The sequence below is a fragment of the Bradyrhizobium sp. JYMT SZCCT0428 genome (assembly GCF_018131075.1).
Lineage (GTDB): Bacteria > Pseudomonadota > Alphaproteobacteria > Rhizobiales > Xanthobacteraceae > Bradyrhizobium.
The window spans coordinates 12218-28469 of record NZ_JAFCLS010000028.1; the positions used below are offsets into that span (position 1 = coordinate 12218).

The window sequence follows — 16252 nt, forward strand, 5'->3', positions numbered from 1 at the left end:
CAGCAACTAAGGTTTTATGACTTTGCCGTCTTTTATCTGAACGATGAATATACTGGGTATGCTTTGCCCGCTTTCAGAGCCATCTGGCCCTACCTTAGTAAACTTGATGTCGCCGTTGACGCCCTTGACGTTAACATTCCAGAGCGCTTGTCGGATCGCTTCGGGCTCAGCCTTTCCCGCATCCTTGATTGCCTGAACCGCTGTCAAGATTCCGTCGTAACCACGGTACCCGTCCGTCAACCCAGCAGCATTATAGCCCTTCTTTTTCCACTCGTCGACGAACGTGCGAGCGACCTCCGCGTGTGGGGCGGCGTCAAGAAACCAAGGAGTAAAGAACACGATATGGTAGCTACCATTGGCAGCATTGCCCGCCTGCTCGATCAATTGATCGGGCGCCGTCGCCCCGCCAGTGCTGACAATTCGCTGCGGTAAACGCTGTTCTTGGGCTTGCTTCAGAACTAGGGTGAGTTGCTCGATGCTTGTTGTAACGAACAACGTGTCACCACCGGCCTGTTTAATCTTGGCAAGTTGTGCCGAGAGATCCGTTGCATCTGCCGTCATTCTCTCGACCGCGCCGATCTCGATACCCTTTGAGCGCAATAGCTTGGTAAACTCGTCGGCTGCGCCGCGCCCCCAATCGTTGTTCACGACCAGCATGTCCGCTTTCTTGATCGCTGGATTGAACTTATCCAGAAGAGTCTCGCCGAACGCCTTAGCTTCCAACGAGGAGGGAGGAGAAATTCTGAATATCCAGGGGTTTCCCGAATTAGTGACTTTGCTGGAGGACGCGGTTTCAACGATCATCGGAACCTTGTAGTCCAGCAGGCGAGGCATAATTGCGAGGGTCAAAGTTGATCCCCATGCTCCAAGCAGGACAGGTACCTTGTCTCCGCTCAAAAGTTTTTCGGCGGTAGCGACCGCCTCCTTAGGGTTGCTCTTGTTGTCCTCGAGGATCAATTGAATTTGTCGACCAAGAACACCGCCTGACCTATTGACGACGTCGACCGCGACCTTTGCGCCGTTGGCGACGTAAGTTCCTGATGCGGCAATGTCGCCAGTTAGTGGCTGGCTCATTCCGATTTTAATTGGCTCGTTGGCGGAAGCAGACGTAATCGACAAGAACGCGGCGATAAGAGGTAATGTCTTGCGCATGATTCCATCCCTATGCTGTTTGAATTCGATCGTCTCAGTTCGAGTTATTGCTCGACTTCTATGGTTGCGAATTTTCCTCGCCAGAACACCAGGGGAGTTCGGGACGGATTTGCGTTAATCCTCAAAACACGCCCCACGTAAATTATGTGATCGCCTCCGTCGTAGCTCGCGTATTTCTCGCATTCGAGAGTTGCGGCTGCTTGCGATATGAGTCTGCAGCCAAATGCGCCCATTTCGAATTCGACGTCCTTCCATTTTTCGCCGAGAGATATCGCGAACTGCTTCGCTAACGGTAGTTGCCCCTCATGAAGAACATTGATGGAGAAGTGCTTCGATCCCTCGAACGCTGGGTGGCTGCGCAATTTTCGCGCCATACTGAACAACACCAGAGGCGGATCGAGGGAAACAGAACTGAAGGAATTTGCCGTCACGCCTATCGCTTCTCCTTCAGGCGAAGTCGTCGTAATGATTGTGACCCCTGTCGCGAAGCTTCCGACGACCTGCCTAAAGTCTTCAGGCCGTATCTGATCTAGTGGAGCAGACTTGCCCGAGCTTTCTTGTATCGCTATCGACCCGCTCATTCTAAACTCCATAGTGCTTGTAGTTAGAGTAGCCCCAACGTCGTCACCCGTTCTCCCTGCGATACTGATCCCATCGTAGTGGTGCGAACGATCAAGCCATCCTGAGGCGCCTTTACAACTTGCACCTCATCTCCAAAGACGTTTATGACTCGGCAGAGCAAGTCATTAGTTCGCACCTCGTCGCCAAGTTTCGCCACCGGTACCAATAAACCGCCGTGGTTAGCGCGAATGCCGAGGAAATCGCGCATTTTGTAAGTCTTCGCCGGCAGTTCGCGCTCGCCATCGATCATACCCAACGACTTCAGAACGTTGGAGACACATCTGGCTCCGGTTGCGACACATTCCTCTTCAAGCCGTCCTCCTTCTCCAATTTCGAAGGTAAAGCAGGGAACATTCGCCTTGCATGCTTCGACACAGAGAATGCCGTCGGCGACGTACATCCCTTTGTCGCCCTTCATGATCCAGCCGCTTCCCATGTCTTCGGCCATTTGGTGCGCGCGCACAGCGGCGGGACCTGTACTGGTGTGCGGAAGGATTGAAATAGGGACATACCGTCCACCACGGGTCGGAGTGTGGATGTCGAGCGCATAGTCGCATTCGCGGATCAGTGAAAAAATCGCTGCTGCGAAGATCTGCGCGACGTTCCCGTTTTTATCACCCGGAAAACAAGTCCAGGCGTCGTGCGGCACCTGATCGAGCGGCGACTTCAGGAACTGGGACACCGGTAGCCGATGATCCGACTGAAGGGCCAAGGGATGCTGGACTGGAACGCAGACAATCCTTCCGCCAAGCTTGGTCGGATCAACTTGGGCCAGCGCGCGCGCCAGGATAGCGATGCCATTGACTTCGTCACCGTGAATCGCCGCGCCAAGATAGAGTGTTGGTCCTGTTCCCGTCCCGTTAACCACCACTAGAGGTAGGGACACGTTGCTTCCATCTGCCAAATTCAGGACGGGAATTGAGCCGCGCTTCTTTTCGCCAGGCCCCACTTCGAGGTTTGCAACTCTGAACGACTTTGACATTGCCACCTCACTCAGCAGCAGCAGCTTGAGACGATTTTGCCAGCACCGGCGACGGATATCCGGCCAATACTTTTCCGACCATTCCTGTCGCCTGACTCCAATTAAAATTGCGGTAGGCCATATTGGTCGTAACCGTTCGGGGACCGGAATAGAACATTTCGTATTGAGAGTGACGGGAGGCGAATTCCGAGCCGAGCGCATCCCAAGCGAGCTTAAATAGCTTCACTCGATCAACCGCGTCTCCAGTTGCAGAATACTGCGTCCGCGCGATCACATCCGCGATCTCTGGGTTTTGGAAATCCTCCACACTGGACGGGAGCATCAACACGCCACCTCCTGCGAGCTCCCGTATCGTTGCGATCACGCGCGGATAGAGACGCTGCTGGTAGACTTGAGCTCCATACAGGATGTCCTTGTTCGGCATGAAGTACTCGCCATAAGAGTGGCCGGCGGTCTCCATAGCGTATACGTATGCCTCGATGGTACTCACTTCTGAGCTAAGTTCGCCTAACGTCTCGCGAACGGAAGGGAAGTTGATTGTTCCGATGGCTTCGGTGATCTTGTGAGCCAATCCGACCAGGAAGCGGAGCTTCACCATCAGGCGGATCGCCGCCTGATAGTTCTGGTAAGAATGCGTCGGTGCCACATGCCACTGAGCAAGCTGAGCATCAGTATCGCGATGAACGAACACACGGTCCCACGGAATCTTGACTTCATCAAAATAGAGCAGGGCATCGTTTTCATCGAAACGCGAGGAAAGGGGATAGTCGAATACCGAAGGCGCGGCCGACTCGTACGACCGTCGGGACATCAACTTCAAGCCCTTCGCGTTAATCGGAACTGCTGCCGTGAACGCGTAGGCCTCCTCGCCCTTGGCCAGCGGACGCAGTGTAGTGACAAGCACCTCGTTTGAAAGGATGGCGCCGGTGCCGAGCATTTTGGACCCACGAACCGTGATCCCCTCGGCGTCTTCGTCGCATATGGAAACCGCAAGGTCCGCGTTTCCACCAGTGCCGGTCGCCTTAGATCGATCCCCCTGCGGATCAATAATTACATATGAAAGATAGAGGTCGTTGTCCCTTGCGTACTTATAGTACTCGCGAACGTTACCGGCCTTGCCGCCCTTGTGCTTTTCGTAAACATCCGAGCCGATAAGCATAGCGGAAATAGACGACGCAACGTGATCGGGCGAACGTCCCATGAAACCTTGGTGGAGTTCCGCCCATGCTGTTAGCGCTTTTCGCCGCTCGACAAGGTCGGCGTGCGACTTCGGCAATTGCCAGGCACGATTGACGCGCTTGCCCCCCGGCACTTCGAAGGTCATCAATTCTAGATTTTCAGGCTTGGACTGAAACTCGTAAAGACCCGCAATTGAGCGCGCTGCGTTTCGATACGACGGATCGGTTGTCACATCGGCAATGCTTTTCCCATTAACAAACACAGCCCTGCCGTCCTGTAGGCTACGCAGATGTTGCTCGCCGTTTTTGGAGATATTCGCTGACATGCCAGCCTCTCGTTCGTGTTCGCTCACACCATTTAATTCAGTTAGTGAACTATTTTGGGCGGGCCATGTCAACAACTTTTCCGCTTCGCAGGCGCAACAACCAACAACTGATTGGATCTCTTGAATTTATTTGGCTATGAAGGCTGTGCACTAAGAGTGAGAGCCATGAAGAAGCAGAACAGTCGAGCTACGGTTTTCCCGCCGACAACTATCTCGGCGCCGGCACTTATGGTGGACGGAGGAGATGACGCCTTCCGGCGTCTAGTGGACAACCTGATGTTGTTCGCCGATCAGATTCAGGATGTTCGGCAGAACCTTTCCACCGCGATGGGTGTGACACAACCTCAATATAAAATTTTGATGATTCTAGCGCACGACGACGAACATAGCGGCATGACGCTCAAGCGGTTAGCGAATGAGATGAGTGTCAGCCCCTCCTTCGCCGTTCTCGAAACGAAGAAGCTCATTGAAAGAGGACTGCTTCAAAAGAAGGCGAGCGCCACAGATGGCCGAAGCATCAACTTGCATCTCACTGACGAGGCCATCCAATTGATAACGGAGATCGGTCCAATTCAAAGACGTGTTAATGACAAGCTGTTTGGCGGGCTGAGTCGGAATAACTTCAGATTGCTTGCGCAAATCGTCGACAAGTTGATTGCCGGCTATCAACCGGCGCTGGACGAAGCCCGCAAGCATGCATTTATTCGATGAAAAATGGCGCGTCGGAAACAGAGAATCATTGAGCCCTTTTAACTGGGCATGACAATTAGCTGCTTCAGCGAGTGAGAGTCATCTCCGCACCCGATAACCAAGGATTATGAGACCAAAATCGATGGCTATTTGATGCTGTACGCGAAAACAGTTAGGCAGAACTCGTGAGCGCCGCCCCTTTACTCGGCTGCGTTACAACCTCCCAAACACTTAAGTCGCCCAAGCGGGCGACTTTTTTTTTGATTCCGGTTGAACGATGTTTAAGCCAACCGATTCATCGCCATCTGCATCAGTACGCCGCTACTGCTCCATCAGACCGAGGGTCAGTTGCGCCTTCGAGAACTCCATCTGAGCGTCTTACGATTGCACCGGCGTGCCCAACCGTACTTGAATAGCTCTCAAGTACATCGACTTGATGGCCAGCATCCCTGAGCGCTTGGACGACATCACTTTGCATCCGATCCTCAACTTTCAGTGTTACGCTATCCTCACCCCAGGTCTTTCCGAGTAACCACCGCGGAGCTGAAACGGCTTGTTGCAGGGGCATATCGAACAAACCATACCGCGAAAATACGGCGGCTTGCGTCTGCGGCTGTCCTTCGCCGCCCATCGTGCCGTAAACCATGCGACGACCGTCGCTAAACACTGCTATCGCCGGATTTAGTGTGTGGAATGGCTTCCTGCCTGGTTTGAGGGTATTCCAATCGCCAACGAGTCGGAATGATGATCCGCGGTTCTGCCAGCAGATTCCGGTTTGCGGCAGTACGACTCCCGAGCCATACTCATAATATATCGATTGTATGAAGCTTACTGCGCGGCCCTTTCCATCAATTGCCCCGAGCCACACTGTGTCGCCAGGCATTGCAACATGAGGCCACGGTAAGGCACGCTGCATGTCGATAGAGTTAACAAGGCGGTTAAGGGAACCCTCGGTAAGGAACGAGGACGGATCCGCAGTCATGTGAGACGGATCGCCGACGTGCCTATCGCGGATCAAGAACGCCTGCTTCGTCGCTTCGACAAGTCCGTGCACATGTTCAACGCTTTCGCCGGCGCGGACTTGCAACCGATCGAAAATGCCCATTATCATGAGTGACGCAAGCCCCTGCGTTGGAGGAGGTGTGTTGTAGAGAGTGGCTCCGCTCAAACCAACAGACAGGGGAATCGCACGAATTGCTCTGTGCCCTTGCAAATCCTCTTCAGTGATCGGCGAACCTATCTCGGCTAGATCCGCGGCGATCGAATGCGCAAGCGCGCCTTCATAAAAGCTTGCAAAGCCATCCTTGACCAACCTGAGTAGGGTATCCGAGAGCGCAGGCTGCCGCAGAACATGCCCATCTTTCGGAGGTTCTAGACCTACAAGAAAGGTGTCAGCGAAACCCGGTTGATGCCGCAGTTCCGCCAATTTGCTCGCTGTGAGATCGGATTGGCTACGCGTGACCACAATTCCTTGCTTGGCGTAGTAGATCGCATCTTCCAACAGTCGACCACGTGCCAGCGGAGTCTGCCAATGGCGGGTACTATCGAGCGCCAGCTGCCAGCCCGAAATGGTCCCCGCGACCGTATTCGTCGCCAACGGTCCTCGTGCTGGGATGGCAGAATAGCCACGTGCGGAATAGTACGGGAGACTTGCGGCCCGAGCTGCGCGACCACATGCGTCAATAGCATAGATCTCTTTTCCCGGTTCGGATATCAGCCAGAATCCGTCTCCGCCTATTCCAGTCATATGAGGATAGACCACACTAAGACAGCCCGCCGTCGCGATCGCAGCCTCGACCGCAGTACCACCGTCTTTCAGCACCTGTAGACCCGCTTGCGAGGCCAAATGATGGGGCGAGGTCACCATGCCTCGTCGCGCTCGCGGAGTTTCAATCATGGTTTGGCCGAATTGCGAATTGAAGCACGTTCTCGGAGCTTCTGTCCGTGCATTGACGAACAGCTGTGACATTCAGTTTCATTTTTCGGTGGCCTCCTTAGATGAAAGGATATCGGACATGAACAGATTGATCAGGACATGGCCGATGCGATTTGTCGGCGTCCTTACATGTCGAGACGACTAGGGGTACTGTCATCGCACTGACTTCGCAGCAGCGACAAAGGCGATTACCCTATCTTGCCCTGCCAGTTAACTCATCAAAAGCAGCAAGTGCTTTCCCACCATAGACAGTAGACGGGCCGCCTCCCATCTCAATTGCAACGGCAATCGTGTCGACCACCTCCTCGCGGCTGGCGCCATGTTTGATCGCATTTTGGATATGGAAGACAAGGCACCCTTCGCACTTCGAGCTAATTGCGATCGCCAAGGCCATTAACTCCTTGGTTTTCACCGAAAGCGCTCCCTCTTTTCCGACGGCATTCATCAGACCCTGGAATGACCGCATCACCTCTGGTAGCGCCTTGTAAAGGTCCAGAGCTTCCTTGCGAACGTCATTGGAAACTTGTTCGTAGTTCATTTCGTGGATGCTCCTATTTTCAAGCGCGCAACGAAGAATAGATCGGGTGCGCGTCGCACAGGTCGCGCACCTCTTTTGCAATCCGTTCCACTCGAACCTTCTCGGGATCGCCCTTCGCAAGTTCAGTCAATCGTCTAAGGATTAGCGAGCCGACTGTCCGAAATTCCTGCTCTCCAAATCCTCGCGACGTCCCAACGGATGAACCGAGCCGAATTCCAGAAGTGAGGGCTGGCTTTTGCGGATCGAAAGGAATCGCATTCTTGTTACAGGTGAGTCCCACTTGCTCAAGCGCAGTCTCGGCCGCCTTGCCAGTAATTCCGAGAGGCCTGAGATCGACAAGCGCTAAATGACTGTCTGTCCCTCCCGAGACAATGGATAGACCTCCCTCCGCTAGAACCGCGGCCATCGCTCGAGCGTTCTCCAACATCTGACGCGCGTAGATCTTGAAGGAGGGCTCGAGAGCCTCTCCGAACGCGACCGCTTTGCCTGCGATTACGTGCATCAACGGTCCGCCCTGAACACCCGGGAACACCGCCGAATTGATCTTCTTCGCCAAGTCAGCGTCGTTTGTCACGATCAAGCCACCTCTCGGTCCGCGCAGCGTCTTATGAGTCGTTGATGTGACAACGTGGGCGTGCGGGACCGGCGATGGATATGCGCCGCCGGCGACCAAGCCCGCTACGTGCGCCATATCCACCATCAACTTGGCACCGATTTCGTCCGCGATCTGGCGGAATGAAGCGAAATCGATCTGGCGCGGGTATGCTGAACCGCCGGCCAAGATTAGCTTCGGGCGATGTTTCAAAGCGAGTTCACGAACATTGTCCATGTCAATAAGATGGTTATCATCTCGCACGCAGTACTCGACGGGCGAAAACCATTTTCCGGATATGGTGACTGGAGAACCGTGCGTTAGGTGTCCGCCGTGTGCAAGCGCCATACCCAGGAAAGTATCGCCCGGATTGAGCAGCGCTAGGAACGCGGCTAGATTTGCTTGAGCCCCAGAGTGCGCTTGCACATTGGCGAACTGACAGCCAAATAAATTCTTTGCTCTGGAAATGGCTAGAGTTTCGACTTCGTCAACGAACTCGCACCCACCATAGTATCGTCGGCCGGGATACCCCTCGGCGTATTTGTTCGTGAGCACCGAGCCTTGCGCAGCCAATACCGCCTCGGAAACGATGTTTTCGGACGCAATCAACTCGATCTGGTTTTGCTGTCGCGCCAGTTCGCGCCCTATCGCATCGAACACCGCAGCATCGGACGACACGCTTGTCGTTGGTTCGTGAACATTCATAACAGTCTTCCTTTCAACATTCCGGAACGTTAACGGCGAGCCCTCCACGGGAGGTTTCACGGTATTTGTCGTTCATATCGACGCCGGTCTGGCGCATCGTTTCGATCACCTGGTCTAATGAGACTCGATGTTTGCCGTCGCCGGCGAGCGCCAGGTATGTTGCGTTGACCGCCTTCACAGCGCCAAAGGCGTTACGCTCTATGCAGGGTATCTGAACCAATCCGCCTACCGGGTCGCAGGTCATTCCTAAGTGATGCTCCATGGCGATCTCAGCAGCATTCTCAATCTGCTCGTTGGTCCCGCCGAGCGCTGCAGTGAGTCCGGCGCTCGCCATGGCCGCAGCCGAACCCACCTCGCCCTGACATCCCACCTCCGCCCCCGAGATGGAGGCATTCTGCTTGATGATGCTGCCGATGGCACTAGCGACGAGCAGGAAGGTACGTAGTCCTTCCTGATTGGCATCCTCGCATAAGTCTCGATAGTAGCGAAGTACGGCCGGAACGACGCCGGCAGCCCCGTTGGTCGGAGCAGTAACAACCCGCCCTCCGGCGGCATTCTCTTCGTTCACCGCAATTGCGAAGGCTGATATGTAATCAAAGGGCCGGCTCGTAGAAAGCGAATTGTTAGGATTATCTCTTTGCAATCTCTCGAACAGAGCGCCTGCCCTCCTCCGAACGCGCAATCCGCCTGGAAGTTCTCCGCTCTGCGCGAGCCCTCGATCGATACACGCCATCATGACCTCGATGATGCGGTCGATCTCCTCGATTGTCCGTTCCTCCCCACGTCGGGCGGTCTCATTTGCCATTGCGATCTCCGCAATGGTGCAGGAATGAACTAGACACAGTTCAAGCAGATCACGGGACGACCGAAAGTCGAACCCATGGGGACAATCCGGATCCTCGTTCTGATTTTCACTGCCAAGTCTCTCGATGAACCCACCGCCGATCGAGAACCAAACATCGGATTGCAAGATATTTTTGTCTTTGTCGAACGCCTTGAATTCCATTGCGTTCGGATGGCGGTCGAATTGGCGTTTCGTATTGAAAACAATGTCACGATCCGGATCGAACGCGATCGTCCGGCCGCTTGGCAGTTCAATCCGACGTTCTATTTGAACTCGTGCGAAGAGCTGGCTCGCCTCGTCCGGATCAATGCAGTCGGGCGTCTTACCTAAAATGCCCAGGACAAGCGCCTTGTCGGTTGCGTGACCCTTGCCTGTCCATGCGAGAGAGCCGAAAGCGGTGGCTTCAATCCGTGCTACGCGCCCGTCCTCCCCGAGGCTGCGAACGAATGCCGCAGCCGCTTTCATCGGACCTACGGTATGAGACGAAGATGGACCAATCCCGATCTTGAAAAGATCGAGGACTGATATGGGCAGTTTCATGAAAGCCCCGTTTCCGGAAGCGGAACGTGCAAGCAGATCAGAAGCGTGGTGGTGCGGAGTTCGCATTGCCTCATTGTTCATGACGACGCCACAGTATAATGCGCCACCGGTGGACAAGAGCAGATCAGATTGCGATCGCCATAGACGTTGTCGACTCGGCCGATGGGACTCCAATACTTGTCCAATCGTAAGGCGGCCGTTGGAAAGCAACCCTCAGCGCGGCTGTAAGGGCGTTTCCAACCCTCATCCGCTATGTCATGTACCGTATGGGGCGCATTCCGGAGCGGCGACTGCTCGATCTCAAACCGGCCGGACTCGACATCCGAAATCTCCCTCCGGATTGAAATCATTGCCTCGCAAAACCGATCGAGCTCGGCCTTTGATTCCGACTCGGTGGGTTCGATCATGAGCGTGCCGGGGACGGGGAAGCTCATTGTCGGGGCATGGAAGCCATAGTCGATCAGTCGCTTGGCGAGATCCTCTACGGTGACGCCGATCGTGACCTTTAGCGGGCGCGGGTCGATAATACATTCGTGGGCAACGCGGCCGTTGGTATTCTTGTAGAGCACCGGAAAATAACTATCCAATCGTGCGGCAATATAATTCGCGTTGAGAATGGCTACCTCTGTTGCGCGCTTCAAGCCATCGCCGCCCATCATTAGGATGTAGATATAGGAGATGGTCAGGATAGACGCCGAGCCGAATGCAGCGGCAGAAACTGCGCCAACGTGCGCCGCGGTATCGGTTGTCGGATGGCCAGGCAGAAACGGCGCAAGGTGCGCCTTCACGCCAATAGGCCCCATGCCGGGGCCGCCCCCTCCGTGCGGGATGCAAAAGGTTTTGTGCAGGTTAAGATGGCTGACATCGGCGCCGTAATCGCCCGGCCGAGACAGGCCGACCTGAGCGTTGAGATTGGCGCCGTCGAGATAGACTTGGCCGCCGTAGCGATGAACGACGTCGCATATCTCTCGGATATGCTCCTCGAAGACCCCATGCGTCGAGGGATAGGTGATCATGACAGCAGCTAGGTCTGTAGAGTGCTTTTCGGCCTTTATAAGGAGATCGTTGAGGTCAACGTCGCCATTCTTATCGCATGCGACGACAACTACCTGCATGCCCACCATCGAAGCGGAAGCTGGGTTGGTGCCATGCGCGGAAGAAGGAATGAGGCAGACGTTCCGATGTGCCTCGCCGCGCGAAGTGTGAAAACCTCGTATTGCGAGGAGACCCGCGTATTCGCCCTGCGCGCCGGAGTTTGGCTGGAGCGAGATGGCGTCGTAACCGGTGATCTCGCGCAGCCACTCCTGGAGGCGCTCAAACAGCCGATGATAGCCTCTGGCCTGCGCAGCGGGCGCAAACGGATGCAACGACGCGAACTCCGGCCAAGTCAGTGGAATCATCTCGGTCGTGGCATTCAACTTCATGGTGCAGGATCCGAGTGGGATCATGGCTCGATCCAGCGCAAGATCGCGATCACTTAACTTGCGCATATAACGCAGCAGCTCGGTTTCAGAGCGATACATGTGGAAGACGGGGTTGTCGAGGAAGGAAGTTGTGCGTTTGAGCTCTTCAGGAATCGCTTCGTGCGCGGTGACGTCGATCTCGGCGTAGACAAGTTCTCCACCAAAAGCTCTCCAAACCGCCTCGACTGTATCTGACGTTGAAATTTCGTCGAGTGCGACCCTGAGCGTTGAATGGCCGATACCAAGGTTAATCTTCTCGGCAAGGGCCCGCTTCACGATATCATCGCGTCGGGTACCCACGTCGATCGTCAGGGTGTCGAAGAAGTTGTCCGATTGGAGTGCGAAGCCGATTTTTCGCAGACCCGCCGCGAGCACCGCCGTGCGGCGGTGTACCGATCTTGCGATCTGGGTCAATCCGTCGGAACCGTGATACACGGCATACATCGAGGCAATGACGGCAAGGAGGACTTGAGCCGTGCAAATGTTGGAGGCAGCCTTCTCGCGGCGAATATGTTGTTCGCGAGTCTGGAGCGCCAGTCGGTAGGCGGGCGCGCCCCGCGAATCCACGCTCAGGCCTACGATGCGTCCAGGGAGGGACCGCTTAAGGGCATCGCGCACCGCCATGTAGGCTGCGTGAGGGCCCCCATACCCCATCGGGACGCCAAGACGTTGCGCCGAACCAATTGCGATATCGGCGCCTAGTTTGCCTGGCGATTCGAGAAGGGCCAATGCAAGCGGATCGGCGGCTACGGTCGCGAGCGCGCCCTTTTTGCGCAAGGAACTGATTGCGAGACGTAGGTCACGCACTGTACCGGAGCTGGCCGGGTATTGGAGGATACCTCCGAAGACGTCTGCGCCTTCGAGATCGCTCGTAGGGTCGCCTACAATCAGCTTCCAACCGAGAGGCTCGGCACGGGTGCGCAGAACCGCGAGCGTCTGCGGATGTACTTCGCGGTCAACGAAGAACGCCTTTGTTTTGACCTGAGAGCTACGTTCGGCCAGGGCCATAGCTTCGGCCGCGGCGGTCGCTTCGTCCAGAAGCGAGGCGTTCGCTACGTCGAGCCCGGTCATATCGCAAATAAGAGTCTGGAAATTGAACAACGCCTCCAATCGACCCTGGCTGATCTCGGGCTGATAAGGGGTGTACGCGGTATACCAGGCCGGGTTCTCAAGAATATTTCGCTGAATCACAGCCGGCAAAATTGTGCCGTAGTAGCCTTGCCCGATCAGCGATGTGTACGTCTGGTTATCCGCGGCAAGGGCGCGCATATGGGCAAGCGCTTCCGTCTCACTAAGCGCTCTGCCGAAATCGAGTGAAGTTTTCTGTCGGATAGCGGACGGCATTGTATCGGCGATTAGCGCGCTCAGACTGCTTGCGCCAACCGTTTTCAACATCGAAGCTATGTCATTTGGAGATGGGCCGATGTGGCGGCGGCTGAAGGGCGTAGCTACATCGCCGATTGGCTTAAGGGGTGCGTTCATGTGTGCCTCGCTGGAATGCTCGAGTCGTGCCGGTCAGGCCGTGTGTGCTTTGTAAGCGGTTTCGTCCATGAGCCCATCGAGCTCGTCTTTGTCGACGATCTTCAGTTTGAAAAACCAAGCTTTCCCTGGCGCATCTGAATTGATCATCGCCGGGTCGGCGGCAAGCTCTCCATTCACCTCCAGCACCTCACCGGAGATCGGCGCGTACACGTCTGAGGCAGCCTTGACGGATTCTACGACGGCGGCGACCTCGTTCTTCCGTAAGGCGCGCCCAACCCTGGGGAGTTCGACGAACACGACGTCCCCGAGTTGCGACTGAGCGTAGTCGGTTATTCCGATCGTTGCGACGTCCCCTTCGATCCGAAGCCATTCGTGGTCGGACGTGAAAAGAGTTCTCATGTCAAATTCTCAGCGCTTGTAGGTGTTGGGAACGAACGGCATAGCCGCGACGTGCAGCGGCAAGCGTTGCCCGCGTATCTCGGCAAAAAGTTGCGCGCCGTTACTCGAAAGCGAGGTGGGAACATACCCCATTGCCATCGGCCCATTCAGGGTCGGACCAAAGCTGCCGGAGGTTACCGAACCGATTTGCTCCTTGGAGTTACGATCGGCAAAAAGTAGGGTGCCTTCGCGCACCGGCGCGCGGCCATCGGGCTTCAATCCCACTCGCCTGCGATTAGCGCCGTTGGCGAATTGGTCCAAAATTTTCTCTGCCCCCAAAAAGCCTCCGGCGCGAGCCCCCCCCACCCGGCGGCTTTTTTGAACGGACCATTCCAGGGCTGCCTCGACCGGCGTTGTCGTTTCATCGATATCATGGCCATAGAGGCAAAGGCCGGCTTCGAGCCGCAGGCTATCGCGAGCGGCAAGGCCGATAGGAAGCACGTTTGGATCCTCGAGTAGCGTCTTCGCAAGACGCTCGGCCTGATCGGCTGGGACCGAAATCTCAAAACCGTCCTCGCCCGTGTAGCCGGAGCGCGAAATGACGCTATCGAGCTTTGCGACCTTTCGTGGACCCGCATCCATGAAGCGCATTGTGGACGCTTCGGGGCAGAGCTTCGCGAGCGCAGTCTCTGCATAGGGCCCCTGCAGGGCCAACAGCGCACGATCGGCACGTGAATCAATAAGGCAAGAGGCGGAGAGATGCGCACGCAGATGCGCCTCATCGGCCATCTTGCAGGCGGCGTTTACTACCACGAAGAGGTGATCGCCGAAGTTCGACACCATGAGATCGTCAAGGATGCCGCCTTCTTCATTGGTGAACAATGCGTAGCGCTGGCGTCCTACGCCGAGAGAAACGAGGTCCTGCGGGACGAGGCGTTCAAGGGCCAATGCGACATCTTTGACGTCGCCGGATTTAGGATGAAGTGAGATTTGACCCATATGAGAGACGTCGAACAACCCGGCCTTCTGCCGAGTATGCAAATGCTCCTTAAGAACTCCGGCAGGATATTGGACGGGCATATCATAGCCGGCGAATGGGACCATTTTGGCGCCAAGACCCACGTGAAGAGCGTGGAGTGGAGTGCGCTTCAGGGACTTTTGTTCATGAACAAGCATCAAGGGGCCCTCGGTGGTTCCCAAGGTCCATTCCTCGGGAAACCTCTGACGAAACCCCATCTGTCGCTTTTGCCTGAGAGTATTATCCCTTCGGCGGACGTCACTCGGCTCTATCGCCGGCTGCGTCTCTTTCCAGATGCTGTCAAAGCCAAACGGTCCTTTTGCCTGAGAGTTTCCGGGGCGGTTGCTCCTTCGGCGCCGGCATCAAAGCCGGTCTCTCCCGATGTGGCGGTCATGAGTGTATATTGATCGCTATTCAGCGCCGGAGCCAGATCAAACGTTCCGCTGCCGATCAGGTCAAACGCGTTGTCATCTCCCTCCCTCCGTGAGGTAGTCAAAGGCCGCCATCGTCAATATGACGCCCAGTGACAACAGCTCATCGACCTCAACGTATTCGTTTGCCGCTCCCATATTGTGAGGCGTCAGGCCGCAAACAACCGTTGGAATGCCCGCCCTGCGGTGAAGACGCGAATCTGATGCGCCAACTCGCATGTTCAACACCGGATCTAATTCCAGCACTTCTCGGCAAGCGCCTTTCAGCGATTTCACAAGCGGGTGGTCGGGTACGGTCCACGTTGGCTCGTAGGCCCGAACAAACTCTACCGCGATCCCTTGAAGGTCAGACACTCTGTCGACTACAGCCTTCTTGATTTCATCCGTAGAGATGCCCATGGGCAGCCGAATATCTGCAGTTGCCTCCGCCCTGTCAGAAATGAGGTTGGGGAGAAGGCCGCCTTGGAACGTACCGAATGTTACCGTTACCTGCTGCAAGACCTCGCTTTCCCCTACACCCGATAATGATTCGGAAATCGACCTTGCGCCCTCAACGATCTGACGAACATCTTCAAGATTTGGGCTTGAGCCGCGCAACTCCGCAATACGACCTAACGCAGTCATCAGCTTATCGATCGCGCTCTCCCCACGATGAACATGGGCAGCATGAGCGGATCGTCCTGTCGCCGATATCCGCAACCACACCAGTCCCTTCTCCCCAATGCGGAGAACCTTTGGTGAGCCGGCATCCGCACAAATCACCGCGTCGCCTCTTGCTTCGGGAACAGTATCGAGCAGAAACTGCGTGCCGAGCACCCCCATGGTCTCTTCGTCGCCCGCAAAGGTCGCTACCACCTCACCAGGCCAGCTATCCCTCGCGGCAGCAAGATGCCGCAAAGCGAAGATGCTCGCAGCTACCCCGCCCTTCATGTCAGAGACGCCCAGCCCGTATAGCTTACCATCACGCTCTAAGCCGGTCGGCGGTACACTCCACTGGCTGGCGTTACCGAGCGGAAATGTGTCGAGATGCCCATTCAAAACAAGGCGACTGCCGCCGGATCGTCCGCGTACGCGCGCGACGACATTGTGTATTTCGTCGTGGGAGGGATAGACAGCTGCCTCAATCCCGAACGATCCGAGCAAAGTCACGATCTCAGCTGCAATCGCGCGCGTGTCCCCCGGGGGGTTCTCGCTCGGCGTTTTCAGCAACCGAAGCGTCAAATCGATCATGTCGCGCTTCGTTGCCTCGGCATGCGCCTTCAAGGACGCACGATTGGATATCTGGATCGATTGATGGTTCACTGGTCTGTCCCGCTCGATTGGGACCAATTCACCATCCTTGAGCAGCCAACACAAATAACCTAATCTTAGCTTCC

General features: G+C 55.8%; 13 protein-coding genes and 1 riboswitch. Of the genes, 1 reads left to right on the forward strand and 12 read right to left on the reverse strand.

The genetic code is table 11. The features are described 5' to 3' along the window. Nucleotides 1-6 precede the first annotated feature (6 nt). From JQ575_RS26075 to JQ575_RS26090, 4 genes are read right to left on the reverse strand one after another with little or no spacing between them, the layout of a single operon-like run. Nucleotides 7-1152, reverse strand: coding sequence for an ABC transporter substrate-binding protein (locus JQ575_RS26075; RefSeq protein ID WP_212036004.1), 1146 nt, complete (start codon nucleotides 1150-1152; stop codon nucleotides 7-9). 44 nt (nucleotides 1153-1196) lie between these two features. Then, the gene (locus JQ575_RS26080) at nucleotides 1197-1733 is read right to left on the reverse strand and encodes a flavin reductase family protein (RefSeq protein WP_212036005.1); all 537 of its coding nucleotides are present in this window, start codon (nucleotides 1731-1733) and stop codon (nucleotides 1197-1199) included. Between the two features lie 23 nt (nucleotides 1734-1756). After that, entirely contained in the window at nucleotides 1757-2755 is a 999-nt protein-coding gene (locus JQ575_RS26085; protein WP_212036006.1) for a succinylglutamate desuccinylase/aspartoacylase family protein, read from the reverse strand. A gap of 7 nt (nucleotides 2756-2762) precedes the next feature. Then, a complete protein-coding gene (locus JQ575_RS26090) occupies nucleotides 2763-4259 on the reverse strand; it encodes a 4-hydroxyphenylacetate 3-hydroxylase family protein (RefSeq protein ID WP_212036007.1) in 1497 nt (498 codons plus the stop codon). Nucleotides 4260-4424: 165 nt separating this feature from the next. Here JQ575_RS26090 and JQ575_RS26095 point away from each other — a divergent pair, with 165 nt between their 5' ends. Next, the gene (locus JQ575_RS26095; RefSeq protein ID WP_212036008.1) at nucleotides 4425-4970 is read left to right on the forward strand and encodes a MarR family winged helix-turn-helix transcriptional regulator; all 546 of its coding nucleotides are present in this window, start codon (nucleotides 4425-4427) and stop codon (nucleotides 4968-4970) included. 289 nt (nucleotides 4971-5259) lie between these two features. Here JQ575_RS26095 and JQ575_RS26100 read toward each other — a convergent pair whose 3' ends face one another. The 8 genes from JQ575_RS26100 to JQ575_RS26135 form a co-directional block, all read right to left on the reverse strand. Continuing rightward, a complete protein-coding gene (locus tag JQ575_RS26100; RefSeq protein ID WP_212036088.1) occupies nucleotides 5260-6846 on the reverse strand; it encodes a gamma-glutamyltransferase family protein in 1587 nt (528 codons plus the stop codon). A 232-nt stretch (nucleotides 6847-7078) separates the two neighbouring features. Beyond that, complete coding sequence (locus tag JQ575_RS26105) at nucleotides 7079-7423, reverse strand: carboxymuconolactone decarboxylase family protein (RefSeq protein ID WP_212036009.1); 345 nt, start codon at nucleotides 7421-7423, stop codon at nucleotides 7079-7081. Between the two features lie 19 nt (nucleotides 7424-7442). Then, on the reverse strand, nucleotides 7443-8720 hold the full coding sequence (gene glyA / locus JQ575_RS26110; RefSeq protein WP_212036010.1) for a serine hydroxymethyltransferase: 1278 nt from the start codon (nucleotides 8718-8720) through the stop codon (nucleotides 7443-7445). A 13-nt stretch (nucleotides 8721-8733) separates the two neighbouring features. Then, entirely contained in the window at nucleotides 8734-10104 is a 1371-nt protein-coding gene (locus JQ575_RS26115; RefSeq protein ID WP_212036011.1) for an L-serine ammonia-lyase, read from the reverse strand. 77 nt (nucleotides 10105-10181) lie between these two features. Then, nucleotides 10182-13049: an aminomethyl-transferring glycine dehydrogenase gene (gcvP, locus tag JQ575_RS26120; RefSeq protein ID WP_212036012.1), complete on the reverse strand. Its 2868-nt coding sequence runs from the start codon at nucleotides 13047-13049 to the stop codon at nucleotides 10182-10184. A 33-nt stretch (nucleotides 13050-13082) separates the two neighbouring features. After that, on the reverse strand, nucleotides 13083-13448 hold the full coding sequence (gcvH, locus tag JQ575_RS26125) for a glycine cleavage system protein GcvH (protein WP_212036013.1): 366 nt from the start codon (nucleotides 13446-13448) through the stop codon (nucleotides 13083-13085). Nucleotides 13449-13457: 9 nt separating this feature from the next. Next, the gene (gcvT, locus tag JQ575_RS26130) at nucleotides 13458-14603 is read right to left on the reverse strand and encodes a glycine cleavage system aminomethyltransferase GcvT (RefSeq protein WP_212036089.1); all 1146 of its coding nucleotides are present in this window, start codon (nucleotides 14601-14603) and stop codon (nucleotides 13458-13460) included. 143 nt (nucleotides 14604-14746) lie between these two features. Further along, a riboswitch (glycine riboswitch) is annotated at nucleotides 14747-14836 on the reverse strand. A gap of 76 nt (nucleotides 14837-14912) precedes the next feature. Further along, entirely contained in the window at nucleotides 14913-16178 is a 1266-nt protein-coding gene (locus JQ575_RS26135; RefSeq protein WP_312016029.1) for a M20/M25/M40 family metallo-hydrolase, read from the reverse strand. Nucleotides 16179-16252: the final 74 nt, after the last annotated feature.

Bases quoted from the DNA above. Each gene is read 5' to 3' on its own strand.
- JQ575_RS26115 (WP_212036011.1), bottom strand. From the start codon at position 10,104: ATGAAACTGCCCATATCAGTCCTCGATCTTTTCAAGATCGGGATTGGT.
- JQ575_RS26095 (WP_212036008.1), top strand. From the start codon at position 4,425: ATGAAGAAGCAGAACAGTCGAGCTACGGTTTTCCCGCCGACAACTATC.
- gcvH (WP_212036013.1), bottom strand. From the start codon at position 13,448: ATGAGAACTCTTTTCACGTCCGACCACGAATGGCTTCGGATCGAAGGG.
- JQ575_RS26105 (WP_212036009.1), bottom strand. From the start codon at position 7,423: ATGAACTACGAACAAGTTTCCAATGACGTTCGCAAGGAAGCTCTGGAC.
- JQ575_RS26085 (WP_212036006.1), bottom strand. From the start codon at position 2,755: ATGTCAAAGTCGTTCAGAGTTGCAAACCTCGAAGTGGGGCCTGGCGAA.
- glyA (WP_212036010.1), bottom strand. From the start codon at position 8,720: ATGAATGTTCACGAACCAACGACAAGCGTGTCGTCCGATGCTGCGGTG.
- JQ575_RS26090 (WP_212036007.1), bottom strand. From the start codon at position 4,259: ATGTCAGCGAATATCTCCAAAAACGGCGAGCAACATCTGCGTAGCCTA.
- gcvP (WP_212036012.1), bottom strand. From the start codon at position 13,049: ATGAACGCACCCCTTAAGCCAATCGGCGATGTAGCTACGCCCTTCAGC.
- JQ575_RS26100 (WP_212036088.1), bottom strand. From the start codon at position 6,846: ATGATTGAAACTCCGCGAGCGCGACGAGGCATGGTGACCTCGCCCCAT.
- JQ575_RS26075 (WP_212036004.1), bottom strand. From the start codon at position 1,152: ATGCGCAAGACATTACCTCTTATCGCCGCGTTCTTGTCGATTACGTCT.
- JQ575_RS26080 (WP_212036005.1), bottom strand. From the start codon at position 1,733: ATGAGCGGGTCGATAGCGATACAAGAAAGCTCGGGCAAGTCTGCTCCA.
- gcvT (WP_212036089.1), bottom strand. From the start codon at position 14,603: ATGCTTGTTCATGAACAAAAGTCCCTGAAGCGCACTCCACTCCACGCT.